At 62.5% G+C, this 22,829-nt stretch carries 19 protein-coding genes and 5 tRNA genes; 12 read left to right on the forward strand and 12 right to left on the reverse strand.

The features are described from left to right. Positions 1-160: 160 nt before the first annotated feature. The 3 genes from NH396_RS01775 to NH396_RS01785 form a co-directional block, all read right to left on the reverse strand. Positions 161-865, reverse strand: a complete 705-nt coding sequence (locus tag NH396_RS01775) for a glutathione S-transferase (protein WP_253061173.1) — start codon at positions 863-865, stop codon at positions 161-163. Positions 866-918: 53 nt separating this feature from the next. Continuing rightward, positions 919-1,206 (reverse strand): HlyU family transcriptional regulator, encoded by a 288-nt coding sequence (locus NH396_RS01780; RefSeq protein ID WP_306424366.1) that lies wholly within the window; start codon positions 1,204-1,206, stop codon positions 919-921. 216 nt (positions 1,207-1,422) lie between these two features. After that, positions 1,423-2,688 carry an argininosuccinate synthase gene (locus NH396_RS01785; RefSeq protein WP_366071330.1) on the reverse strand — a complete coding sequence of 422 codons (1,266 nt, stop codon included), beginning with the start codon at positions 2,686-2,688 and terminating at the stop codon, positions 1,423-1,425. Positions 2,689-2,955: 267 nt separating this feature from the next. On the opposite strand from NH396_RS01785, the gene rnt reads away from it, so the two are divergent. Beyond that, a complete protein-coding gene (gene rnt, locus NH396_RS01790) occupies positions 2,956-3,651 on the forward strand; it encodes a ribonuclease T (protein WP_176678431.1) in 696 nt (231 codons plus the stop codon). 154 nt (positions 3,652-3,805) lie between these two features. Here rnt and grxD read toward each other — a convergent pair whose 3' ends face one another. After that, the gene (grxD, locus tag NH396_RS01795) at positions 3,806-4,138 is read right to left on the reverse strand and encodes a Grx4 family monothiol glutaredoxin (protein WP_176677604.1); all 333 of its coding nucleotides are present in this window, start codon (positions 4,136-4,138) and stop codon (positions 3,806-3,808) included. 316 nt (positions 4,139-4,454) lie between these two features. On the opposite strand from grxD, the gene argF reads away from it, so the two are divergent. Together argF and NH396_RS01805 are read left to right on the forward strand one after the other, a co-directional pair. Then, the gene (gene argF / locus NH396_RS01800; protein WP_043331358.1) at positions 4,455-5,372 is read left to right on the forward strand and encodes an ornithine carbamoyltransferase; all 918 of its coding nucleotides are present in this window, start codon (positions 4,455-4,457) and stop codon (positions 5,370-5,372) included. 129 nt (positions 5,373-5,501) lie between these two features. Further along, the gene (locus tag NH396_RS01805) at positions 5,502-6,581 is read left to right on the forward strand and encodes an ABC transporter ATP-binding protein (RefSeq protein WP_253061177.1); all 1,080 of its coding nucleotides are present in this window, start codon (positions 5,502-5,504) and stop codon (positions 6,579-6,581) included. Between the two features lie 87 nt (positions 6,582-6,668). Here NH396_RS01805 and NH396_RS01810 read toward each other — a convergent pair whose 3' ends face one another. The 3 genes from NH396_RS01810 to NH396_RS01820 form a co-directional block, all read right to left on the reverse strand. Further along, positions 6,669-7,541 (reverse strand): AraC family transcriptional regulator, encoded by an 873-nt coding sequence (locus NH396_RS01810; protein WP_253061179.1) that lies wholly within the window; start codon positions 7,539-7,541, stop codon positions 6,669-6,671. Between the two features lie 230 nt (positions 7,542-7,771). Further along, positions 7,772-7,847 (reverse strand) — tRNA-Ala (locus NH396_RS01815). A gap of 75 nt (positions 7,848-7,922) precedes the next feature. Next, positions 7,923-7,998 (reverse strand) — tRNA-Ala (locus tag NH396_RS01820). A 299-nt stretch (positions 7,999-8,297) separates the two neighbouring features. Here NH396_RS01820 and uvrY point away from each other — a divergent pair. From uvrY to NH396_RS01855, 7 genes are all read left to right on the forward strand, one after another. Continuing rightward, positions 8,298-8,960 carry a UvrY/SirA/GacA family response regulator transcription factor gene (gene uvrY / locus NH396_RS01825; protein WP_043331360.1) on the forward strand — a complete coding sequence of 221 codons (663 nt, stop codon included), beginning with the start codon at positions 8,298-8,300 and terminating at the stop codon, positions 8,958-8,960. Between the two features lie 283 nt (positions 8,961-9,243). Then, positions 9,244-11,277, forward strand: coding sequence for an excinuclease ABC subunit UvrC (gene uvrC, locus NH396_RS01830; protein ID WP_290441661.1), 2,034 nt, complete (start codon positions 9,244-9,246; stop codon positions 11,275-11,277). A gap of 250 nt (positions 11,278-11,527) precedes the next feature. Beyond that, entirely contained in the window at positions 11,528-12,076 is a 549-nt protein-coding gene (gene pgsA, locus NH396_RS01835; protein ID WP_176677607.1) for a CDP-diacylglycerol--glycerol-3-phosphate 3-phosphatidyltransferase, read from the forward strand. Between the two features lie 156 nt (positions 12,077-12,232). After that, positions 12,233-12,307: transfer RNA gene (locus NH396_RS01840), tRNA-Gly, on the forward strand. Positions 12,308-12,419: 112 nt separating this feature from the next. Beyond that, a tRNA-Cys gene (locus tag NH396_RS01845) sits at positions 12,420-12,493 on the forward strand. 488 nt (positions 12,494-12,981) lie between these two features. Beyond that, positions 12,982-13,066: transfer RNA gene (locus NH396_RS01850), tRNA-Leu, on the forward strand. A gap of 359 nt (positions 13,067-13,425) precedes the next feature. After that, positions 13,426-13,878, forward strand: coding sequence for an STAS/SEC14 domain-containing protein (locus tag NH396_RS01855; RefSeq protein WP_253061181.1), 453 nt, complete (start codon positions 13,426-13,428; stop codon positions 13,876-13,878). Positions 13,879-13,922: 44 nt separating this feature from the next. Here NH396_RS01855 and NH396_RS01860 read toward each other — a convergent pair whose 3' ends face one another. Beyond that, the gene (locus NH396_RS01860) at positions 13,923-15,356 is read right to left on the reverse strand and encodes a Dol-P-Glc:Glc(2)Man(9)GlcNAc(2)-PP-Dol alpha-1,2-glucosyltransferase (protein WP_253061183.1); all 1,434 of its coding nucleotides are present in this window, start codon (positions 15,354-15,356) and stop codon (positions 13,923-13,925) included. Positions 15,357-15,633: 277 nt separating this feature from the next. On the opposite strand from NH396_RS01860, the gene NH396_RS01865 reads away from it, so the two are divergent. Continuing rightward, a complete protein-coding gene (locus NH396_RS01865; RefSeq protein ID WP_176677610.1) occupies positions 15,634-17,364 on the forward strand; it encodes a proline--tRNA ligase in 1,731 nt (576 codons plus the stop codon). Between the two features lie 176 nt (positions 17,365-17,540). Then, positions 17,541-18,473 carry a lytic transglycosylase domain-containing protein gene (locus NH396_RS17120; protein WP_176677611.1) on the forward strand — a complete coding sequence of 311 codons (933 nt, stop codon included), beginning with the start codon at positions 17,541-17,543 and terminating at the stop codon, positions 18,471-18,473. A gap of 132 nt (positions 18,474-18,605) precedes the next feature. Here NH396_RS17120 and NH396_RS01875 read toward each other — a convergent pair whose 3' ends face one another. The 4 genes from NH396_RS01875 to yrfG all read right to left on the reverse strand — a co-directional run bounded on the left by NH396_RS01875 (position 18,606) and on the right by yrfG (position 22,643). After that, positions 18,606-20,165 carry a phosphoenolpyruvate carboxykinase gene (locus tag NH396_RS01875; RefSeq protein WP_253061185.1) on the reverse strand — a complete coding sequence of 520 codons (1,560 nt, stop codon included), beginning with the start codon at positions 20,163-20,165 and terminating at the stop codon, positions 18,606-18,608. Between the two features lie 309 nt (positions 20,166-20,474). Beyond that, entirely contained in the window at positions 20,475-21,389 is a 915-nt protein-coding gene (gene hslO / locus NH396_RS01880) for an Hsp33 family molecular chaperone HslO (protein ID WP_253061187.1), read from the reverse strand. Positions 21,390-21,543: 154 nt separating this feature from the next. Further along, positions 21,544-21,936 (reverse strand): S4 domain-containing protein, encoded by a 393-nt coding sequence (locus NH396_RS01885; RefSeq protein WP_175088554.1) that lies wholly within the window; start codon positions 21,934-21,936, stop codon positions 21,544-21,546. Beyond that, positions 21,933-22,643, reverse strand: a complete 711-nt coding sequence (gene yrfG / locus NH396_RS01890) for a GMP/IMP nucleotidase (RefSeq protein WP_253061189.1) — start codon at positions 22,641-22,643, stop codon at positions 21,933-21,935. The genes NH396_RS01885 and yrfG overlap by 4 nt, the downstream gene beginning before the upstream one ends. Between the last annotated feature and the right edge of the window lie 186 nt (positions 22,644-22,829).

Consider the following 22,829-nt stretch of genomic DNA (forward strand, 5'->3'; position numbering starts at 1 on the left):
AGCTCGGATGCCGAAAGAATCCCGACGAAAGTCTAAATGACATCAATAGCGCAGAAATGCGCAAGCCATGTGATGTTTGCGCAGCGCGCCCAGGCATCAACGCATCAGCACCTCAGAGCACAAAAGCATCAGCACCTCAGGGCGCACAAACATCAGCGCGTCAGAGCGCCAGCTCGCCACCCTTGGCCACGGCGCGCTGAAAGGCCTCGCGCTGACGGATGCGGGCCAGCCATTCCTGGATATTCGGGTGATTCTTGAGCCCCTGGCGCGCATCAAGCACCTGGATCGGGAAGCTCATCTGGATATCGGCACCGGTCAGCGAGTCACCGGCAAGCCACTGGCGATGCTCGAGACAGGTATCCATGTAGGCGAGATGCGCCTTGATCTCCGGGCTGATGAAGCTGTCATTCACGCCCTTGGCCAGCTTGCGCGAGATCGGGCGCACCAGCCACGGCACCGGTGGCTTGTCGAGACGCGAGAATACCAGCCTGAGTATCAACGGCAGCATCGCCGAGCCCTCGGCGAAGTGCAGCCAGAAGCGATAGTCACGCTCGGCCTGGCTGCCGGCGGGCGGGCGCAGGTGTGCGGTGCTGCCGCTGCCCTGGCCGGCGTACAGATCGATCAGGTATTCGATGATCGCCCCGGACTCGGCGACCACCACCGGCTCGGCATTCTCTCCCGCCAGCGTGGTGTCGGTGATGATCGGCGCCTTGCCCAGCGGGTGTATCTCCTTCAGCGCCTTGGGCGCACGCATGCTGTTGCTGTCGCGGGCATAGGTCTGCAGACGGTATTCAAGATTCAACTCTTCCAGCAGCCACAGGATGCGCTGCGAGCGCGAGTTTTCCAGATGGTGAACCGTGATCATGGGCGTGCTCCTGAAGGTAGGGTCAAGTGCGCAGCGGTCAGCTCCGGGGGCGATCAGCGCTCGAAGATGCTGTCACCCAGGTCATCGATGGTGCGCTTCGCCTTGAGCAGGGTCAGCTCCACGGCGCCCTCTTCGCCCGGCACGGTGTCGGAGCGCTCGAAACGGTGCTCCAGCATCTCGCCGCCTTCCACCGGCTTGCGGATCACGCCCGACACCCGATATTGACCATCGTGCTTCTGCGGCATCGCCACGATCAGATAGCCCTTGTATTCGGTGGCTTCCGGTTCCTTGACCGGCGCAGGCTCGCCTGCGGCAAACAGTTTCTTCAGCATACCCAGCATGAGACATCTTCCTTGGCCGGCTCTCGTGACGCTCGCCGGCGGTTCACGTGCAGAAATGAGAATGAAATGGCGCTTGTGTCAGCATCGCATGCCCCCGTGGGGGTGAACAGCGCTCGGCCGACCACCAGATAGCACGACGCCGACCCCTATGGCAGCGAATGGCTGCAGCAGGGGCCGGCGTCATGGTGTTCCGAGATCAGGCTATCGGATCAGAGATTACTCGATGCCACGTCCCTTGCTGGCCGCGATACGCAGGCGCAGGGAGTTCAGCTTGATGAAGCCGGCAGCATCTTTCTGGTCGTAGGCGCCCGCGTCGTCTTCGAAGGTCGCGATGGACTCATCGAACAGCGAATCTTCGGACTGACGGCCGACGACGATCACGTTGCCCTTGTAGAGCTTGAGACGCACGACGCCGTTGACGACCTTCTGGGACTCATCGATGGCCGCCTGCAGCATGCGACGCTCCGGGCTCCACCAGTAGCCGTTGTACACAAGCTCGGCGTACTTGGGCATCATCTCGTCCTTCAGGTGGGCCGCTTCGCGGTCCAGGGTGATGGATTCGATGGCACGGTGAGCACGCATCATGATGGTGCCGCCCGGTGTTTCGTAGCAGCCACGCGACTTCATGCCGACGTAACGGTTCTCGACGATGTCGAGACGGCCGATGCCGTTGGCGCCGCCGACCTTGTTCAGGTACTCGAGCACTTCGTGAGCGGCCATTTCCTTGCCGTCGATGGCAGTGATATCACCCTTCACGTAGGTCAGGTCGATGTAGGTCGCGTCATTCGGCGCCTGCTCCGGGCTGACGCTCCAGCGCCACATTTCTTCTTCGCACTCGGTCCACGGGTCTTCCAGCACGCCACCTTCATAGGAGATGTGCAGAAGGTTCGCGTCCATGGAGTACGGAGACTTCTTCTTGTTCTTGGCGTAGTCGACTTCGATACCGTGCTGCTCGCAGTATTCCATCAACTTCTCGCGGGAGTTCAGGTCCCACTCACGCCACGGCGCGATGACCTGGATGCCCGGCTTCAGCGCGTAGGCGCCCAGCTCGAAACGCACCTGGTCGTTGCCCTTGCCGGTCGCACCGTGGGAGATGGCGTCGGCGCCGGTCTCGTTGGCGATCTCGACCAGGCGACGCGCGATCAGCGGACGTGCGATGGAGGTGCCCAGCAGGTACTCGCCTTCATAGATGGCGTTGGCACGGAACATCGGGAAGACGTAATCGCGGACGAAGGTCTCGCGCAGGTCTTCGATGTAGATCTCCTTCACGCCGAGGGCTTCTGCCTTGGCACGCGCCGGCTCGACTTCCTCGCCCTGACCGAGGTCAGCTGTGAAAGTCACGACTTCACAGTTGTAGGTTTCCTGCAGCCACTTGACGATGACTGAAGTGTCCAGGCCGCCGGAGTAGGCGAGAACGACCTTTTGCACGTCGGACATGCTTGACTCCTGAGTTGATGCTTGTAGTTCCCGCGTACCACTGATGAACGCCGTGGCCGCAGGTGGGGTTGGATCGCCCGGTCCAGACGAGCGAAGACCGCGCAAGCGCAGCCGCTCATCTACCCGAATCACGATGTGAGGCCGATTATAGCGAGGCTGGCACCTCACCGATACTGCCAGGAGGGCCAGAGACACCCCGGCACGCGGCCAGCGCCGCGACGCGCCCTTTTCGCCCTGCTACAATTGGCCACCTTGAGCGTCGGCGATACGCACGGCGCAGCACGAGATGCAATGACGGGATTGGAGATCTTGATGACCCAGGCGAGCGAGCGCACGCAGATGGCACAGCGCTTCCGTGGCTTTCTGCCAGTGGTGGTCGACCTCGAGACGGGTGGTTTCAATGCCGCCGGTGATGCAATGCTCGAGATCGCTGCCGTCACGCTGACCATGGACGACGATGGCAACATGGTGCCGGATGCGACCTATGCCTTCCACGTGGCCCCCTTCGAGGGCGCCAACATCGAACAGTCGGCACTGGATTTCACCGGTATCGATCTCGACAACCCGGTGCGCAAGCAGGTCGCGGTGGCCGAGAATCAGGCGCTGGGCGAGATCTTCAGCCCGGTGCGCAAGGCCATCAAGGCGCACGGCTGCACGCGTGCGGTGCTGGTCGGCCACAATGCGGCCTTCGATCAGGGCTTCCTGAACGCGGCAGTCGAGCGTTGCGGCATCAAGCGCAATCCGTTCCACCCGTTCTCGTGCTTCGATACCGCTTCGCTTGCGGGTCTGGTCTATGGCCAGACGGTACTGGCGCGCGCCTGCCGTGCCGCCGGCATCGAGTTCGACAACGCCTCCGCCCACTCGGCGCGTTATGACACCGAACGTACCGCGGAGCTGTTCTGCGCGATGGTCAACCGCTTCAAGGACCTGGGCGGCTGGGACCTGGCGATGAAGGAACAGGGCATGAATGACGAGGTGCCGGTCTCGCTCGACGCGCCCGCGCCCTGACTGGCAGAGCTTCTGACAGCTTCTCCGGCTGACAGGCTCCCCTAGAGCCAGAAAAGAAAACGCCCCCGCAGCCAGGCTGCGGGGGCGTTTTTTCTGAACGGCATTTGCCTAGATCAGCGCGTGTCAGATCCAGCAGGTCAGATCAGACTGCCGATCACTCGGCGGAAGCTGCCTGAGCGGCCTGCTTGATCATCGGCTCCAGCTCGCCGCTCTGGTACATCTCGACCACGATGTCGCAGCCGCCGACCAGCTCGCCGTTGATCCACAGCTGCGGGAAGGTCGGCCAGTTGGCGTACTTCGGCAACTCGGCGCGGATGTCCGGGTTGTCGAGGATGTTGACGAAGGCGAAACGCTCGCCGCAGGACATGACGGCCTGCACGGTCTGCGCAGAGAAACCGCACTGCGGCAGCTGCGGGGTGCCCTTCATGTACAGGAGGATCGGGTTCTCGCCAATCTGCTTTTCGATCGATTCGATGGTAGTGCTCATGTGCAATCCTCGGACGGTGGGCGCAAGGCCCGTGAGTGTCATTCCCTCATTCTACTGGGGGTAAGCCATGAATTCAGCCCCCGATAGTGCCCGAGTTGTAGATTGCTGTCTGCAGCAGCGCGCATCGGCACTGCAGCGCGCGCCATGGCTGCCCTGATAACGGCGCGAGCGTTGCACGCTCGCGCCGAGCTGGCTAGGATGGCTCTTTTGACAGGCAGCGCCATCCGGGCGCCGTGATCGTCGGCGACTTCCTTCCCTCCGACGCATGGCGCCCTTTTCGATGGTGCTGCCCGAGACCCTGACAGGAGCCCGCTCGATGGCCACCCGGCACTTTCTGACCCTGCTTGACCTTTCTCCGGAAGAACTCGACTACCTCATCCAGCGCGCCATCACCATCAAGGATGGGCTGAAGAAGGAAGGTCCGGTCTATACGCCGTTCGCCAACCGCACCCTGGCGATGATCTTCGAGAAGTCCTCCACGCGCACCCGCGTGTCCTTCGAGACGGCCATGGCGCAATTCGGTGGCCATGCGCTGTTCCTGTCACCGCGCGACACCCAGCTGGGCCGTGGCGAGCCGATCGGCGACACCGCCCGCGTGCTGTCCGAGATGGTCGATGGCGTGATGATCCGCACCTTCGCCCATTCCGACATCGAAGCCTTCGCCGACGCCTCCAGCGTGCCGGTCATCAATGCGCTGACCGATGACTATCATCCGTGCCAGCTGCTGGCCGACGTGATGACCTGGACCGAATGCCGTGGCTCCGTGAAGGGCAAGACAGCGGTCTGGATCGGCGATGGCAACAACATGTGCCACTCCTGGATCAACGCCGCGCGTCAGTTCGATTTCAACCTGCGCATCTGCTGCCCGGAAGGCTACGAGCCGGACAGCGAGATCGTCGCGGCGGCTGGCCAGCGCGTCAGCATCCATCGTGACCCGCAGCAAGCCGTGCAGGGCGCGGACCTGGTGACCACCGATGTCTGGGCCTCCATGGGCCAGGAAGAAGAGCAGCTCAAGCGTGAAGCCGACTTCGCCGGTTTCCAGGTCGATGAAGCCATGCTCGACAAGGCCGCCGACGATGTCATCTTCCTGCACTGCCTGCCGGCACACCGCGGCGAAGAGATCAGCATGGGGCTGCTGGATGACCCGCGCGCCGTCGTCTGGCAGGAAGCAGGCAACCGCCTGCACGCCCAGAAGGCACTGCTCGAGTTCCTGATGCTGGGTCGCCAGGACTGAGCCATCAGCACTGAAGCTCAGGACTGAGCCGCCGCCTGCATCCACGCAGGCGGCGCTCGCGTATGCTCAAGCGAGACGGACACTCCCCTGCCCCGTTGCCTTCATCGCCATCCGGACTGACCTGCCATCATGCAACCGCTCCTTCAGATCGATTCGCTGGAATGTCGCTACGACACCACCGTCGTGACTCGCGACATCAATTTCTCCCTCAACAAGGGTGACATTGCCTGCCTGCTCGGCCCCTCCGGCTGCGGCAAGACCACGCTGCTGCGCGCGATTGCCGGCTTCGAACCGGTAGCAATGGGCGAGATTCGTCTCGAAGGCGAGGTGCTGTCCAGCGCGACTCATCTGACTGCGCCAGAGCAGCGCCATGTCGGCATGGTCTTCCAGGATTACGCGCTGTTCCCCCATCTGAGCGTGGCGGACAACGTGGCCTTCGGTGTGCGCCGCATGACCCGTGAAGCGCGCAATGACAAGGTGACGGAGCTGCTGACCCTGGTCGGCCTCGCCCACCTCGGCGAGCGCTTCCCACATGAACTGTCCGGTGGCCAGCAGCAGCGCGTGGCCCTGGCTCGCGCGCTGGCACCGGAGCCGCGCATTCTGCTGCTCGATGAGCCGTTCTCGAATCTGGACGTGGAGCTGCGCCGTCAACTGAGCCAGGAGGTGCGGCGGATTCTCAAACACCTCGGCATCAGCGCGGTGCTGGTCACGCATGACCAGAATGAGGCCTTCGCGATGGCCGACCAGATCGGCGTGATCCACGGCGGTCATCTGCAGCAGTGGGACACGCCGTTCAACCTGTATCACGAACCCGCCACGCGCTTCGTCGCCAACTTCATCGGCCAGGGCTATTTCATCCCCGGCACGCTGAAGGACAACGAATGCGTGAGCACGGAGCTGGGCGTGATTCGCGGCAACCGTGCCTATCCGTATGCACCCGGCACGCCGGTGGATGTGCTGCTGCGCCCGGATGACCTGGTGTTGGCCGAAGGGGATTCGGAAGCGACCGACCTCAAGGCACGCGTGCTCAGCGCGACCTTCGCCGGTACCAGCACCCTCTACCGGCTGGCGCTGCCTTCCGGGCGGGAAGTCGAGGCGGCCTTCAACAGCCATCACGACTACCAGCCCGGTGAGCGGGTCATGCTGCGTATCCAGGCCGATCACCTGATCCTCTTCGAGCGTGTCGAGGAGAGTGAAGCGGTGCTCTAGTACCCCACGAGCAGGATGATCGCCAGCCATGAAAAAACGGCCTCCTTTCGGATGGCCGTTTTTTCTTGCCCCGCTGGTGGCGTGTCGCTATTTGAACTGACTCCATTGCTTGGGCGACTGCCCGTACAGACGCTTGAATTCGCGACAGAATTGCGACGAGCTCACATAGCCCACGGCCATGGCCGCCTCGCTGACGGTCTTGCCATTGGCGATCTGCATGGCAGCGGTATTGAGGCGCATGGACTTCACGAACTGGATCGGCGACATCGTGGTCGCCTGCTTGAACTTGCGGTGGAAGACGGCGCGACTCATGCCGACCCGCCCGGCCATGTCTTCAATGCTGACCGGCTCATCCAGTCGACTGGACAGGTAATCGATCGTCCGCGCGATCTCATTGCCCACCCCGAAGGCCCGTCGCGCCGACTCCCCCGCCTCACCCTTCAGGACGGCGTAGTAAAGCTCCCGCAGCCGCCCTTCTCCCAGTATCGCCGCGTCAAGGGGGTTCTGCGCCACCTGCAGCAGTCGCAACAAGGCATCGCTGAAGGCGGCGTCCCAATGCGCCAGGGCAAGCCCCGGCGGCAGTGGGCCGCTGCCCGGCTTGCGCACAAGCCCCGCAGCGCTTTCCATCTCGATGGCAAGCTCCGTCATCACCCGCGTGTCCAGCGAGACGTACACGCCCAACAATGGCATCTCTGGCGAGGCCGTGGGGGCGCCCGCCTCGACCGGCATCGAGATGGGACAACATAGATACTGGCGGCTGTCGTAGACATGCCGCTCGCCGTCCAGTATCGCCTCCTTGGCACCGCTGACGATCACCACCACGGCGGGTTCATAGATGGCCGGCGCGCAACGAACGGGCTCCATCATGCGAAAGAGCTGCACGCCCTTCACTGCGGTCTCTCGAATGCCTTCCTCATGGGCGAGGCTCGCCACGAGTCGTGTGATCTCTTGTCTGCTCATGTCGCCAATCTAGCGCCATGCCTGCCTCTCATCAACAACTTGAGACGATCAGGCAATGATTGGCGGCAATTTCAGCCAATCACGAACCCGGGTGAGATTTACCACCTATTCCAATCAGCATTGGCAGACCCGGGCACCGGCGGCTATATATGTGAAGCAGACAGGGGCGAGCTGAAAGCCGGGCACAAAAAAGCGGCCACCCCGAAGGATGACCGCTTTTTCAAGAATTCTGGTGGAGCCTAGCGGGATCGAACCGCTGACCTCAACACTGCCAGTGTTGCGCTCTCCCAGCTGAGCTAAGGCCCCTAATCAGACTGTCATGTCATGTGTCACCTGCAGGCAAGTGGGCACGTGAAACCTGGACAGACTTGTCGCGAGTCATGGTGGAGCCTAGCGGGATCGAACCGCTGACCTCAACACTGCCAGTGTTGCGCTCTCCCAGCTGAGCTAAGGCCCCGTCTTCACGATGGAGCGCATATTACAGAGCGACGAATACGTCGTCAACCTCTTATTTTTGCTGCGCTTTGTGGAGTGCGTGAAGTCTACGGGTCACATCGCGAGGCACGATTTACCGCAGCGGCTCGCTCACTGTCACACGGCCGACGACAAGGAGCAGGATCACGCTAGCACTATATCAGCAGTGGTTATCCTGAGCGCGACTCACTGGATGACAGGGCATCGACAAGCCCTTGTCCAATGGGTACATTGGATCGCGCATTCACTTCACTACTTATTGACACCTTTACTGGAGCCGCCTTGATCAAGGTTCTTGTCGCTGACGACCACCACCTGGTGCGTACCAGCATCGTCCGTACCATTGAGCTAGAGGATGGGCTCAAGGTGATTGCAGAAGCCTCGGATGGCGAAACCGCGATCAAACTCTGCCGTGAGCACAGCCCGGATATCGTGCTCATGGACATCCGCATGCCCGGCGTCGATGGCCTGGAAGCCACACAGAAGATCGTGCGCAGCCTGCCCGACGTCAGAGTCATCGTGCTGACCGCCTATCTGGAAGAGTCCTTCGCCAAACGCCTGCTGGAAGCGGGAGCCTTCGGCTTCATCTCCAAGGGCACGCCCTTTGACGAGATGATTCGCGCCATCCATCAGGTGGCCGCAGGCGAACGCTATCTATCCCCGGAAATCGCCCAGCGCCTGGTGTTCTCGGGCATGGACACCCAGCGCAGCAATCCCTTCGATCAGCTGTCGAGCCGCGAGCTGCAAGTGGCGACGATGATCGTCAATTGCCATCGCGTCAGCGAGATCTCGGACCGCCTGCACCTGAGCCCGAAGACGGTCAACACCTACCGCTACCGCATCTTCGACAAGCTTGGCGTAACCAGCGACGTGGAGATGACGCATCTGGCCATGCGTCACCAGCTGCTGGATGACTACGTGCTGGACCGTCCTGACGAGGCTTGAACAAGCACACCTTGCTAGCCCGTCACACACTGCAGGCCCGCGCTGCTCGTGACACTCCCGAGCAGCGCCGTCAACGCCTCATGCAAGAATGTCACCTTCCCGGGTGGCGTTCTTGCATGAGGCGTTTCTGTCTGAGGCGTTTCTGTCTGAGGCGTTCTTGAGTGGCACGTCCTGATCGGGCCGGTCATGACAGCAGGCATTGCAGCATGGCAGCGTCGCCCCCATGCCTGCGAGCAATCGCCCTTGTTTGATAGACTCGAGGCATCTCTGGACGAGGAACCTCATGGCCAAGCAGCACACTGATCCCACGATGACGGACACCACTTCTCAGTCACCCGAGAATGAGCAGCCATCTGGCAATCCTGCCCAGCCTGAAGGCTCGCCAGCCCGTGATGCCAGCGCGCAGGCTGACAGTCGCGCACGCAGCGATGCCGCACGGGTCTCCAGCCGTCTGATCACCAGTGACGCCAGCAGTGACCTGCTGCAGGGCAGCGAGGCGACCGGCTTCGATGCTCGCCATTTCCTCAAGCATGTCAGCGATGCACCGGGCATCTACCGCATGCTGGATAGCGCAGGCGACGTGCTGTATGTGGGCAAGGCCAAGCGCCTCAAGGCACGCCTCTCCAGCTATTTCCGCAACACCGGCCTGAATGCCAAGACCCAAGCGCTGGTCGGGCGCATCGCCGATGTGCAGGTCACCATCACGCGCAGCGAGACCGAGGCCCTGCTGCTGGAGCAGACCCTGATCAAGGAGCTGCGCCCGCCCTACAACATCCTGCTGCGTGACGACAAATCCTACCCTTACGTCTTCATCAGCCAGCACCACGACTATCCGGCGCTGGAGTTCAAGCGCGTGCGCCACAAGCGCAATGACGGACGCTACTTCGGCCCCTACCCGAGCAGCGTCGCGGTGCGCGAGTCTCTGACCCTGATGCAGAAGATCTTCCGCCTGCGCAATTGCGAGGATTCGGTGTTCGCCCACCGCGAGCGCCCGTGCCTGCAATATCAGATCAACCGCTGCACCGCGCCGTGTGTCGACTACATCAGCAAGCAGGATTATCGCCGCGACATGGAACATGCGGTGATGTGCCTGAACGGCCAGAGTGACAAGGTCACCGACGAGCTCAGCCAGGCGATGGAAGACGCGGCCATGCGGCTGGAATTCGAGGAAGCGGCTCGCCTGCGTGATCAGGTTGCCCAGCTGCGCCGCATGCAGGAGAAGCAATACGTCGACACCGGCACCGGCAACGCCGATATTCTGGCGCTGGCCGAGCGCCCCGGCGGGCTCTGCATCAGCGTGGTCTCGGTCCGTCAGGGCCGCATGCTCGGCGCGCGCCACTTCTCGCCCGACAATGGCCTGGACCTGACCAGCAGTGAACTGCTGACCAGCTTCGTCAGCCAGTACTATCTCGGCCAGGACAGGGAGATGCCCGATGAGGTGCTGACCTCGCTGGCCCTTGATGACGCCAACCTGCTGGAAGGCGCCCTGAGCGAGAAGGCCGAGCGGCGGGTACGGGTCGCGCATCAGGTGCGCGGCCACCGCGCCCAGTGGCTGACACTGGCGCAGACCAACGCCGAGCAACATCTGGCCACCCAGCTGGCCAGCCGCCAGCAGCTGTCCAACCGCTTCCTGTCGCTGCGCGATGCGCTGGGACTCGATGAAGTGCCCAAGCGACTGGAATGCTTCGACATCTCCCACAGTCATGGCGAGGCGACCGTGGCCAGCTGCGTGGTCTTCGATCATGACGGCCCGATCAAGTCGGATTACCGCCGCTTCAATATCGAAGGCGTGACGGCGGGCGATGACTACGCCGCCATGCAACAGGCGCTGACGCGGCGCTTCAAGCGACTTCAGGAAGGTGAAGGCAAGCGCCCGGACATCCTGCTGGTCGATGGCGGCAAGGGACAGCTCAACATGGCGCGCGGGGTGTTCGAGTCACTCGGCGTGACCGATATCATCCTGCTCGGGGTGGCCAAGGGCACTACGCGCAAGGCAGGGCTCGAGACGCTGTTCATCGAGACGGTGCATGACACTCTGGACCTCGACAGCCACTCGCCAGCGCTGCACTTGATCCAGCATGTGCGCGATGAATCGCACCGCTTCGCCATCGCCGGTCACCGCGCCAAACGCGACAAGGCGCGGCGCACCTCAAGTCTGGAGGGAATCGCGGGAGTCGGCCCCAAGCGGCGCCGCGAGCTGCTCAAGTTCTTCGGCGGACTGCAGGGGGTGAAACAGGCCTCCAAACCGGAACTGGCCCGCGTGCCCGGCATCAGCGAGTCGCTCGCCGAGCTGATCCACCAGGCGCTGCATGGCTGATGAATCAGACGCTGCATGGCTGCCTCCCGTGCACGACATGGTGGCCTCTGGCACCATCGACTCAACGCTCAAGGAAGAGTGACAGAGCGTTGGCTTGAATAACCTGCCGTTTGGCATGGCTGAATGCGCCGCCGGCAGGCTAGAATAGACGACTTGTGCGGCGTCAATCGAACGGCTTTCTTCAGGGGCTCGACTCGCCCTCGATTGCGCCCAGCCACCTACGCTTCATGCAAGGACTCGTGCCGTCACGATGAGCATCCCCAATATCCTGACTCTGATCCGCATCCTGTTCATTCCGCTGCTGGTGGTATGTTTCTATCTGCCTTATGCATGGAGCCTGCCGCTGACGGCGCTGCTCTTCGCACTGGCCGCCATCACCGACTGGTTCGATGGCTATCTGGCCCGCCTGTGGAATCAGACCACGCCCTTCGGCGCCTTCCTGGACCCCGTCGCCGACAAGCTGATGGTCGCGGTGGCACTGGGCCTGCTGATCGAACGCTACGACAGCCTGTGGATGACCATCCCGAGCCTGGTCATCATCGGTCGCGAGATCGTCATCTCGGCACTGCGTGAGTGGATGGCCGAGATCGGCAAGCGCGGCAGCGTCGCGGTGTCCTGGGTCGGCAAACTGAAGACGGCTGCCCAGATGCTCGCCCTGTTCATGCTGCTGTTCTTCGCCCCAGGCAGTGTCGGAGGGGACACCGGCCTCGCCCTGCTGTATATCTCGGCTGCGCTGACGCTGTGGTCGATGATCAGCTACCTGCGCGCCGCCTGGCCGGAACTGGTGCGCTCGGTCTGACACCCCGTTCAGCCACGAGATGCTGCGAATGCCTCAACGCCCACCGCCCCTATGGCCGGTGGGCGTTTTCGTTTCCAGCGACCTGACTCGCGAGACAATTTTTCATTAACTGTTTGACAGCATGGGAATTATCCGTATAATTCGACCTCGAGTTCAGCGGGAATAGCTCAGTGGTAGAGCACAACCTTGCCAAGGTTGGGGTCGCGAGTTCGAATCTCGTTTCCCGCTCCAGTAACACAGGTAGCGCAACATCCACCTGATTTACTGATTCATGTATCTGCAGCAGCATCAGTGGATACTCCTCGGATCAGACATCAGTTTCGACTGACATCTCGATCATTGAGGCTGGATGGCAGAGTGGTCATGCAGCGGACTGCAACTCCGTGTACGCCGGTTCGATTCCGACTCCAGCCTCCATTTCAGATACCGAAACATCCCCTGTTTCTCTCTGGAATGGCTATGACACCCACCCCCTTCGGGTCGTCACACTTCCCTTGCTTGTTTCGATTTGCATTGCTGCAACCCTGGCGCTTTTTCGCTTGGCTATCACCTGGTCTACGTCTTGCCAAGTCGTTGCCTTGCCGCGTGATATCTTTTTTTCATCTGTCCAGTGATTCTGACAGTCGCCCTAATCCCATGAAGGATTTCTCCTGTGCGCCTTCGTGCTCGGTACTGACCCTCTGTTTTCCTGCCCTTCTCCACCGTGCACCTTTTCGCGTTGCTTGCCGTGATCATGCCGGGCAAAAATCGCTCTGCTCTTCCTGTCTCAATGTCACCGCTCACGATGACCATTCAGCGTCGCAATTTCATTGCATAACAGTCAGTTGAATCACGTATTCAGTAAGGTGTCATTGCCATTAAAGTTGACCTTGATCTGAAATATGATAAGTTATGCGCCAGTCTGCGCGGCCATGGTGGAATCGGTAGACACCGGAGACTTAAAATCTCCTGCCTTCGGGCGTGCCGGTTCGAGTCCGGCTGGCCGTACCAGATCAAGCAAGAGTCAGTCTGAATTCAAGAGCGCCGCTCCTCTCACGAGGGGCGGCGCTTTTTCATGCCTGATACTTTTCATGCCTGATACTTTTCATGCCTGATACTTTTCATGCCTGATACTTTTCGTGTCCGATGCTTTTCTTACCTGAACACTGCCCCGCTCGTCATGCCTCGCGCGGCCAGATGCCGAAGGAGGTAACCGTAGCTGGCAGTTCCTCGACACGAACAGTCCCGACAATCGCCCGGCCAGACGCCCGCAAGCGGCTTACATGCGACTACACTGAAGAGGTAGCGACGCCAGCGCTGGTTTCCAGCACGGCTCGCCCAGCCAACATGCATCAGTGCAGGAGCCAAACATGCTGACACTGCTCAAGAGTCCCGCCGATCACGTTGTCGCCCTGCATCTCGCGGGGCATATCGATCAGGCTTCGCTCGCCCCCATCATCAAGGAATGCGACGAACGCCTGGCACGCCATGAGCGAATCTCGCTGCTGGTGGAAATCGAACGCTTTGGCCTGATCACGCCCGCCGCCCTGCTCAATGACATCGGCTATGCCCTGCGCCACCTGGGAGACTTCGAGCGCGAAGCCATCATCAGCAAGGCCGACTGGTTGCGCCATGTCACCGAGTTCAGCAAGCATCTGGTGCGCTCCATCGAGGTGCGCCACTTCTCGCCCGACGAGCGCGAGGCTGCCTATGCCTGGGTCGCCGAGCCACCGCGTGGTGGCTCTGGCATCGGTGCTGGTGCCAATAAAACCCCTAGCGGTCATGATGCCCAGACCCCGGCGGCGAAACGCCATCAGGCCTGAAGCCCCCGCCGTCGAGTGAGCCTCCAAAGCACCCTGCCACCGCCTCATGGCAGGGTGCGCGTCAGCACCAATCCCGCCAGCAGCAGCGCCCCCATCGAAACCGCCCAGAGCGTCATCGCGCGCTCCACTTCCGCTCGCTCTGCACAGCGCAGTAACTGGAAGACCGTGATCAAGGGCAGCATGTAGCGCGTCTCGATCAGCTCGCGCGTGCAGATCATCAAGGCGAGCATTACCAGCAGCAGACCACCATGCCCCAGCCGCAGCGGTGCTCTCAGCCACCAGAGCGCCATGCTGGTAGTCAGCAACATGGTGACCCACAGCCCCACCGGGTGGTCATTGAGCCATAACAGCCAGGTATTGCGGATCGTCCAGCGCTGGAAATTGTAGTCATGCGTCACCTCAAAGCTCATCACCAGCATGACCCACACGCCCGCCAGCGCCCCCAGCAGCAGAATGCCTCGCCATGGCCAGGCGCCCCGGGTGCACAGACGCCACAGCAGATGCCACTGCCTCGGCAAGTCGGCCAGCCACAATGGCAGAAACACCACGCCGATCACGCCCAGGTAATAGCCGAGATTGCCGGTGTGCCAACCGGCCTGATGACGCGTGGTATCGCCCATGGCAATGCCGTCGTTCCAGAGAACAAACCCGATGAAGGCGGCCACCGGAATCACGGCCACCCACCACCAGCGCACGATCAGGCCCCACCAGAAAGAAAGCTGACGCAACGGCGAGCGCAGCGGTGGTGCCATGCCGACAGCCTGCGAACGAGCCCCAGGCTGCGCTTGCGTCATGAACAGCAATAGACCGCCCCACAGCCCGAGCAGCACGATGCTGTCCTGCCGCAAGCCGAGCCCGACCAGGATCAAGACCAGCAACGCCAGGCGCCGCTCATGCACCAGCGCGACGAGCTGCAGCGCGATCAGGGCGATGATCCACGGGTCGGTATACACCAGTGCCAGATAGGGAAAGATGATCGGCAGCCATAGCCACTGCCAGCTCTGACGATTCGCCTGTTGCCGGGCGCCGCTCTCATCGAGCATGGGGCCCAGGCGCCGATAGACGCTCGGCAGCGCCCGCCAGACCATGCACACCATGACACTGAAGCCGAGCAGCGACAGGCCCCGCACCCAGTCAACCGAGGGCATCTCAGGCCAGCGTCCGGCCAGGGCGTCAGCTGCGAGAGGAAGATTGAGCCACTCCCCCAACGTCTGGAGCGTCATCAACGTCACCGCCATGGTGGCGTGATATAGCGTCAGGGTGGTCAGCTTGGGATGCTGACCCCAGTCGCCGGCGAGAAACTGGCGAATCTGCGCGAAATGCACTCCCTCATCGACGAAAGGGATCGGCAGGAAAAGACTCACCAGCCACAGGGAAACGCTCAGGCACGCCCCCAGTGCGAGCAACACAAGCCCCACCTTCAAGGGCCAGCGATGTCTGGCGCGCGCGTATCCCATGCGCTGATCGAGTGATGACATATCCCTGTCTCCTTATCGGCTCCTTATCGGGACTCCCCCGAAAGAGCCGATCGTGGCCCTCTTCAAGGGGAAACCCCGTGTCACCAGTATCGTCAGGCCGATGAGGATCTTTCCAGTCTGTCCATGCACTTTGCCCCTCCAAGGCTCGCGGCAGTACAATGCGCTCAGTCTGCTTCGCTGATGCGCCTGTAAAAGGCGTGCCGAAGACCTGCCTGTTCATGCTTCGCGACTGCGAAGCGTACCGATCAAAGCGACAAGTCGAGGGATCGCTGAGCCCATGCGTGCCAGTCAACTGCTGATTTCCACTCTCAAGGAAACCCCGTCCGACGCCGAAGTCGTCAGCCACCAGCTGATGCTGCGTGCCGGTTTCATCCGTCGCCTGACCTCCGGCCTCTACACCTGGATGCCACTGGGCCTGCGCACACTGCGCAAGGTCGAGCGCATCGTGCGTGAAGAGATGGACCGCTCCGGTGCCCAGGAACTGCTGATGCCAGCCGTGCAGCCAGCCGAGCTGTGGCAGGAGTCCGGTCGCTGGGAGCAGTACGGCCCCGAGCTGCTGCGCGTGGTTGACCGTCACCAGCGCGACTACTGTGTCGGCCCGACCCACGAGGAAGTCATCACCGACCTCGCGCGTCGTGAGCTGAACAGCTACAAGCAACTGCCGGCCAACTTCTACCAGGTCCAGACCAAGTTCCGCGACGAGATTCGTCCGCGCTTCGGCGTGATGCGCTCGCGCGAGTTCGTGATGAAGGATGGTTACTCCTTCCACTTGGGCGAAGAATCCCTGAAAGAGACCTATCAGGTGATGTACGACACTTACGTGCGCATCTTCACGCGTCTGGGTCTCGACTTCCGTCCCGTCATCGCCGACAACGGCTCCATCGGTGGCACCGGCTCCCACGAATTCCACGTGCTGGCCGCCTCCGGTGAAGACGCCATCGCCTTCTCCACCGGCTCCGATTTCGCCGCCAACATCGAGAAGTGTGAAGCGCTGCCGGCACCGCTGGGCGAGACGCCTGAGCGCGCGGCACCAACCCAGGAGATGCAGCTGGTCGACACGCCGAACGCCAGGACCATCGCCGCACTGGTCGAGCAGCACGGCCTGGACATCAAGAAGACCGTCAAGACGCTGATCGTCAAGGCGGCCGAAGGCGTCGAAGGTGGTCTGATCGCGCTGATGGTGCGTGGCGACCACGAGCTGAACGAGATCAAGGCCGAGCACCTGCCGCAGGTCGCCGAGCCGCTGACCATGGCCAGCGACGAGGAAGTGCGCGCCGCCGTCGGTGCCGGTTTCGGCTCCCTCGGCCCGGTCGGCCTCGAGATGCCGATCATCATCGATCGCAGCGTCGCGCTGATGAGCGATTTCGGTGCCGGTGCCAATATCGAAGGCAAGCACCACTTCGGCCTCAACTGGGAGCGCGATCTGCCGCTGCCGGAAATCGCCGATATCCGCAACGTCGTCGCCGGTGATCCGTCACCGGACGGCAAGGGCGTGATCGATATCGCACGCGGTATCGAGGTGGGTCACATATTCCAGCTCGGCACCAAGTACTCAGAGGCCATGAATGCCACCGTGCTCGACGAGAACGGCAAGGCACAGCCGCTGTCCATGGGCTGCTACGGCATCGGCGTGACCCGCGTGGTCGCGGCTGCCATCGAGCAGGGCAACGACAAGGGCGGTATCGTGCTGCCGGAAGCCATCGCGCCCTTCCAGGTCGCCATCGTGCCGATGAACGCCCACAAGTCCGTGCGTGTCAGCGAGACTGCCGAGCGCGTCTATCAGGAGCTGACGGCTGCCGGTTACGACGTGCTGCTGGATGACCGTGATCTGCGCCCGGGCAACAAGTTCGCCGACGGCGAGCTGCTGGGCATTCCGCATCGCCTGGTGATCGGTGATCGTGGTCTCGACAATGGCGAGTACGAGTACAAGGGTCGCACCGACGCCGAAGCGACCATGATCGCCGTCGACAGCCTGCTGGACTTCCTGGCCGAGCACAGCGCGAGCTGAACTCGAGCCGCCTGAGCCACTCGCTCACGGCTGACGCTAGCGCAGCCCCCGGGACAGCCCGCTCCTCTTCTCGAGGGGCGGGCTGTTTCTTTACATGCATTCACCACGCGATCCGATTAACGTCAACGCCACTGGCACGGCATAATGACGCCATGACGGATACGCAAGGACTGCGCATGACCCTCTCATCGACTTCTCCTGCAGTGCCGCCCGTGACAGGCGCTGCAGGCAATACCTCACGTCGTCGCCTGCGCCCGTGGCTGGCCGCTGTCCTGCTGACGCTGAGCGCCGCGTCTACCGGACTGACAAGCTCCCCGGTGCAGGCCGCCGCCGCGATCCCCGAGCATGGGCTGTCGCCGGGGCTGCGTGACAGCCTGCGCGAGGCCTTGGCCGAGCCCGAGGCCTTCGAGGACCCCATCGATGCTCTGCACTGGGTATTGAGCATGCAGCAGCGGCTGGAGCGCTACATGCCCGACCGCGCCGCGCGCATCGACCTGCTGCGCAAGGTGCGCCGCGAAGCGACGCGCACAGGCCTGGCACCGGAGCTGATCCTGTCCGTCATCCAGGTCGAGAGCGCCTTCAAACCCACTGCTGTCTCCCACGCCGGGGCGCGCGGTCTGATGCAGGTCATGCCGTTCTGGAAGCGTGAGATCGGCGAGCCCGACGACAACCTGCTCGATCAGGACACCAGCCTGCGCTACGGCGCCACCATCCTTGCCCACTACCTCAAGCGCGAGAAAGGCGACATCACCGATGCGCTGGCGCGCTACAACGGCAGCCTCGGCAAGACCTGGTACCCGGAGCGAGTGATGCGTGCCTGGACAACCCGCTGGTGGTATCAGCCGCCGGCGCCCTTCGTCGCCGAGCGCTCGCCCGAAGGCCTTGCCGACACCGCCGACGAAGACCTTGCCAAAACCGCCAACGAAGGCGCGTCACGCCGCACCGAGGCCAGCAACACTGAGCCCAGCCTCGAGCAAAGTGCTGGTGTTGAGCTAGATGAGGGTATCGAGCAACATACCGGCGCTGCGCAAGGCCCGGAGCCGCTCGCCGCCGAGGACACCTTCGACGGCCCTGCCAACCGCTCGCTGGCCGCCGGTGGCAGTCCCTGACAGCGCCTGACAGACCCGACAGCAGGTGATGACGGCAACTGTTGACGAGAAAAGCTGTAGACACGAAAAAGCCTCGCCCGGAATACCGGGCGAGGCTTTTTGCTTACCGCTTGCGATCAATCCCGCTGATCGTCAGACCAGGGTCGGGCCTGCCGCGATGATCGCCTCATCCACGCCGGCGAACTTCTTGAAGTTCTCGACGAACTTGGCTGACAGGTCACGCGCCTTGCTGTCGTAGGCGGCGCGATCTTCCCAGGTCTCACGCGGATCGAGCAGGCTGGAGTCGACACCCGGCACGCGCACCGGCACATCCAGGTTGAGCACGTCGATGTGACGCGTCTCGATGTCCGCCAGCGCACCGTTCTGGATCGCGCTGATGATGCCGCGCGTGGTCGGGATGGAGAAGCGTGAGCCGCCCTCACCGTAGGAGCCACCGGTCCAGCCGGTATTGACCAGGTAGACGCGTGAACCGAAGGCCTCGATGCGCTTGATCAGCAGGTCAGCGTATTCACGTGCCGGACGCGGGAAGAACGGCGCGCCGAAGCAGGTGGAGAAGGTGGCTTCGAGACCGGCGGTGGAGCCCATCTCGGTGGAGCCGACCTTGGCGGTGTAGCCGGAGAGGAAGTGGTAGGCAGCGGCCTGCTTGCTGAGCACGGACACCGGCGGCAGCACGCCGGACATGTCGCAGGTCAGGAATACGATGGCATTCGGCTCGCCGGCACGGTTTTCCGGGACACGCTTCTCGATGTGCTCCAGCGGGTAAGCGGCACGCGAGTTCTGGCTCAGACGGTCATCACCGTAATCCGCGCCACGACGGTCATCCAGCACCACGTTTTCCAGCACGGCACCGAACTTGATCGCGTTCCAGATCACCGGCTCGTTCTTCTCGGAGAGGTCAATGCACTTGGCGTAGCAGCCGCCTTCGATGTTGAAGACGGTGCCTTCGCCCCAGCCATGCTCGTCGTCACCGATCAGGTAACGCGCCGGGTCGGCGGACAGGGTGGTCTTGCCGGTGCCGGACAGGCCGAAGAACAGCGTGGTCTCGCCATCGTCACCGACGTTGGCGGAGCAGTGCATCGGCAGCACGTCCTTTTCCGGCAGCAGGAAGTTCTGCACCGAGAACATGGCCTTCTTCATCTCACCGGCGTAACGCATGCCGGCCAGCAGGACGCGGCGACGCGCGAAGTTGATCAGCACGACGCCGTCGGAGTTGGTGCCATCACGCTCAGGCTCGCAGGTGAAGTGCGGCGCGTTGAGGATGGTCCATTCACTCTTGTCCTTGGCATTGAAGCTGTCCGGACGCACGAACATGGTACGCGCGAACAGATTGTGCCAGGCCGTCTCGGTGGTCACGCGGATCGGCAGGTAGTGCTCGAGGTCAGCCCCGACATGCAGCTCGGAGACGAAGCTGTCGCGCTCGCCGAGGTAGTCCTCGACGCGCTCCCACAGGGCGTCGAAACGCTCCGGGCTGAACGGGCGATTGACGCTGCCCCAGTCGATGGCGTCCGAGGTGGACGGCTCGTCGACGATGAAGCGGTCGTTCGGGGAGCGTCCGCTACGGGTTCCCGTCTCCACGACCAGCGCGCCGTTGTCGGCCAGACGTCCTTCGCCGCGAGCCACTGCCAGCTCGATCAGCTCTGCGCTGCTGAGATTGGTGTGAGTGGTCACCGCACTGTCTTGATGCTTGCTCATTCGCGTCTCCGCGGCTCAGGGCCGCCCTCTCTCTTGATGGCTGAAGCCAGATGCCCGAGGTACATGCCACAGGCTTATTTTGTGATCGATCGTTGCTGCCCGATCGCGCATGACGGCATGCCATGACACCGTCGATACCACCAGCACAGGGCATCCGGCCCTGTACTGGCAAGGCATTATGGCAAAAAGGGTGTCGGGCGGAAACGCCCATTGTTGCAACACCTTGGCGCAGGCGCCGCCGCCTGAGAGACGACGATATGTCAGACAATCATCGTCCCTGGGGCCAGTCGCCGGCGCATTGGGAAAAGCTCAATGCACGACGGGACTTTCGGCGTCAGGATCTTCGATGATCGCTTCCACTTCCGCGGCACTGAAGGAATAGCGGGTATGACAGAAGTGACACTGGGTGGCCAGTTCGCCCTGCTCGGCGACGATCTGACGCAGCTCGTCGGCGGCGATGCTGTGCAGGGCAGCGCCCAGACGCTCGCGCGAACAGGTGCAGCCGAAACGCAGCGCCTTGGGCTCATAGATGCGCACGGTTTCTTCGTGATAGAGACGATGCAGCACTTCCTGCTGGTCCAGCGTCAGCAGCTCCTCGGCCTTGAGGGTCTCGGCCAGGTGCACGACGCGCTCCCAGGCATCCGGGTCCTTGTTGGCCTCATCGTTGGGCAGCTGCTGCAGCAGCACGCCGCCGGTGCGCTTGCCATCGGCCATCAGCCACAGGCGGGTCGGCAGCTGCTCTGACTGACTGAAGTAACTCTCCAGACAGCCGGCGAGGCTGTCCTGATCGATGGCCACGATGCCCTGATAGCGCTTGCCTTCGCGCGGGTCGAGGGTGATCACGATCTGGCCCTGGCCAACCAGCTCCTGCAGACTGGACTCTTCCGTCGGCAACACCGCTTCATCGCCGAGACGTGCGATGGCACGCAGCTCACCGCCGGGGTTCGACTCGGCCATCAGCTGGCGCACGATACCGGTACCGCGCACTTCCAGCGTCATGGTGCCATCGAGCTTGATGGTCTCGGTCAGCAGCGCCACGGCCGCCAGCATCTCGCCCAGCTGGCGCGAGATGGCCTGTGGATAGGAGTGCCGATCGAGCACCTCGGCGTAGGCCTTGTCGAGTGTGACGATCTCGCCACGCACGTTGGTGGCATCGAACAGGAAGCGCTGGATCTGATCGAAGCTCGGCGCGGCCGCATCGTCAGTGGAATGGGAATCTTGCATGTCGTGTTCGCTCATTGAGGGACCTCAAGGCAGGCGTGAAGGGAGAGCGCACAAGCGCCCCCTTGTCAGGCCGCCAACAACGATGTGCTGACACACATCGGTATGGAAATTCTGCCGGTCGGTGCCAAGGCACCCGGCGGTGACTCGCGCTGGCTCAGCTATCGGCATCCTGACGCTGGAAGCGATGGATGTTGCGGCGCTGTTTCTTGTCAGGACGGCCGGGAGGCGGCGTCATGCCCTGATTGCCGAGGCGACGCGTCTCGGCCTCACGCTCACGGCGCTCGCGGGACTCCTGCGTCTCCTGATAGAGCTTCTGGGCCTCGGGCGCGCCACGGCGCTGGTCGCTGAGGGCCAGCACCTCGACGACAAGGCGATCCCAGCCCTGCGGCACCTCGATCACGGCGCCGATCTCGACGGTCTTGGAGGTTTTCACCTTGCCGCCGTTGTACTGGATCTTGCCGCCTTCGATGGCCTTCTTGGCCATGCCACGCGTCTTGAAGAAGCGCGCTGCCCACAACCACTTGTCGATACGTACCTGATCGCTCATGACGCCTCCTCGCCCTCCCCGTCGCTCGAGACTCCGGTATTGGCCACCTCGGACCCCGCGCCCTGTGTCAGCACTGCAAAGCCGTCCAGGCCGTGCACACGTTCGAAATCACGCGCAGGGCGCTTCGAATCCGGCTGACGCACGCCCAGCAGATGGGCAATGCCATAGGTGTGGGCACTTTCCAGCACCTGCGGATTGTCATCAATGAACAGGGTACGCGCCGGATCGAAGGGCTCGATCTCGTTGAGCTTGTGCCAGAAGGCTTGCTCTTCCTTGGCGTGACCCAGATCCGCGGACGACACCACGGCGTCGAAATAGTCGCCCATGCCGGTCAACGCGAACTTGAGATCGATGCCATGACGGTCGGCGTTGGTCGCCAGCACCACGCGTTGCGGCTGATCGCGCAGCCAGGCGAGGAAGTCCTCGGCCTCATGGCGATAGCCGATCAGGTGCTGCACTTCACGCTTCAGGGCGACGACGTCGAGCTTGAGCTCACGGCTCCAGTAATCGAGGCTGTACCAGTTGAGGGTGCCGGACTCGCTGATGATGCGCGCCTTGAGATCGGCCTGCAGCGCCTCATCGAGGCGGTGCAGCTCGCAATAGCGCCTGGGCAGGTGTTCGAGCCAGAAGTGGCTGTCGAAGTGAAGGTCAAGCAGAGTGCCGTCCATGTCCAACAGCACGGTGTCGATAGTGTTCCAGTCAAGCATCGGGTTCTGTCAGCCAGAGGGAAATTTGGCCTCATAGTGTAAAGCATGGCCCACGGGCGCGCATGTGCAACAAGGGGGGATGGCGGCTTGTGATTGCCCCGCTCGCGGCGGCCTGCCACGATGAGCGACAGTATTCTCTCTTCTCATACTGCCTCGCGAGGACTTGCGATGGATGATGCGCCAGAT

Source organism: Cobetia sp. Dlab-2-AX (assembly GCF_024124625.1).
GTDB lineage: Bacteria > Pseudomonadota > Gammaproteobacteria > Pseudomonadales > Halomonadaceae > Cobetia.

Bases quoted from the DNA above. Each gene is read 5' to 3' on its own strand.
- NH396_RS01775 (WP_253061173.1), bottom strand. From the start codon at position 865: ATGATCACGGTTCACCATCTGGAAAACTCGCGCTCGCAGCGCATCCTG.
- NH396_RS01780 (WP_306424366.1), bottom strand. From the start codon at position 1,206: ATGCTGGGTATGCTGAAGAAACTGTTTGCCGCAGGCGAGCCTGCGCCG.
- rnt (WP_176678431.1), top strand. From the start codon at position 2,956: ATGACCCAGGCGAGCGAGCGCACGCAGATGGCACAGCGCTTCCGTGGC.
- grxD (WP_176677604.1), bottom strand. From the start codon at position 4,138: ATGAGCACTACCATCGAATCGATCGAAAAGCAGATTGGCGAGAACCCG.
- argF (WP_043331358.1), top strand. From the start codon at position 4,455: ATGGCCACCCGGCACTTTCTGACCCTGCTTGACCTTTCTCCGGAAGAA.
- NH396_RS01805 (WP_253061177.1), top strand. From the start codon at position 5,502: ATGCAACCGCTCCTTCAGATCGATTCGCTGGAATGTCGCTACGACACC.
- NH396_RS01810 (WP_253061179.1), bottom strand. From the start codon at position 7,541: ATGAGCAGACAAGAGATCACACGACTCGTGGCGAGCCTCGCCCATGAG.
- uvrC (WP_290441661.1), top strand. From the start codon at position 9,244: ATGGCCAAGCAGCACACTGATCCCACGATGACGGACACCACTTCTCAG.
- pgsA (WP_176677607.1), top strand. From the start codon at position 11,528: ATGAGCATCCCCAATATCCTGACTCTGATCCGCATCCTGTTCATTCCG.
- NH396_RS01855 (WP_253061181.1), top strand. From the start codon at position 13,426: ATGCTGACACTGCTCAAGAGTCCCGCCGATCACGTTGTCGCCCTGCAT.
- NH396_RS01860 (WP_253061183.1), bottom strand. From the start codon at position 15,356: ATGTCATCACTCGATCAGCGCATGGGATACGCGCGCGCCAGACATCGC.
- NH396_RS01865 (WP_176677610.1), top strand. From the start codon at position 15,634: ATGCGTGCCAGTCAACTGCTGATTTCCACTCTCAAGGAAACCCCGTCC.
- NH396_RS17120 (WP_176677611.1), top strand. From the start codon at position 17,541: ATGACCCTCTCATCGACTTCTCCTGCAGTGCCGCCCGTGACAGGCGCT.
- NH396_RS01875 (WP_253061185.1), bottom strand. From the start codon at position 20,165: ATGAGCAAGCATCAAGACAGTGCGGTGACCACTCACACCAATCTCAGC.
- hslO (WP_253061187.1), bottom strand. From the start codon at position 21,389: ATGCAAGATTCCCATTCCACTGACGATGCGGCCGCGCCGAGCTTCGAT.
- NH396_RS01885 (WP_175088554.1), bottom strand. From the start codon at position 21,936: ATGAGCGATCAGGTACGTATCGACAAGTGGTTGTGGGCAGCGCGCTTC.
- yrfG (WP_253061189.1), bottom strand. From the start codon at position 22,643: ATGCTTGACTGGAACACTATCGACACCGTGCTGTTGGACATGGACGGC.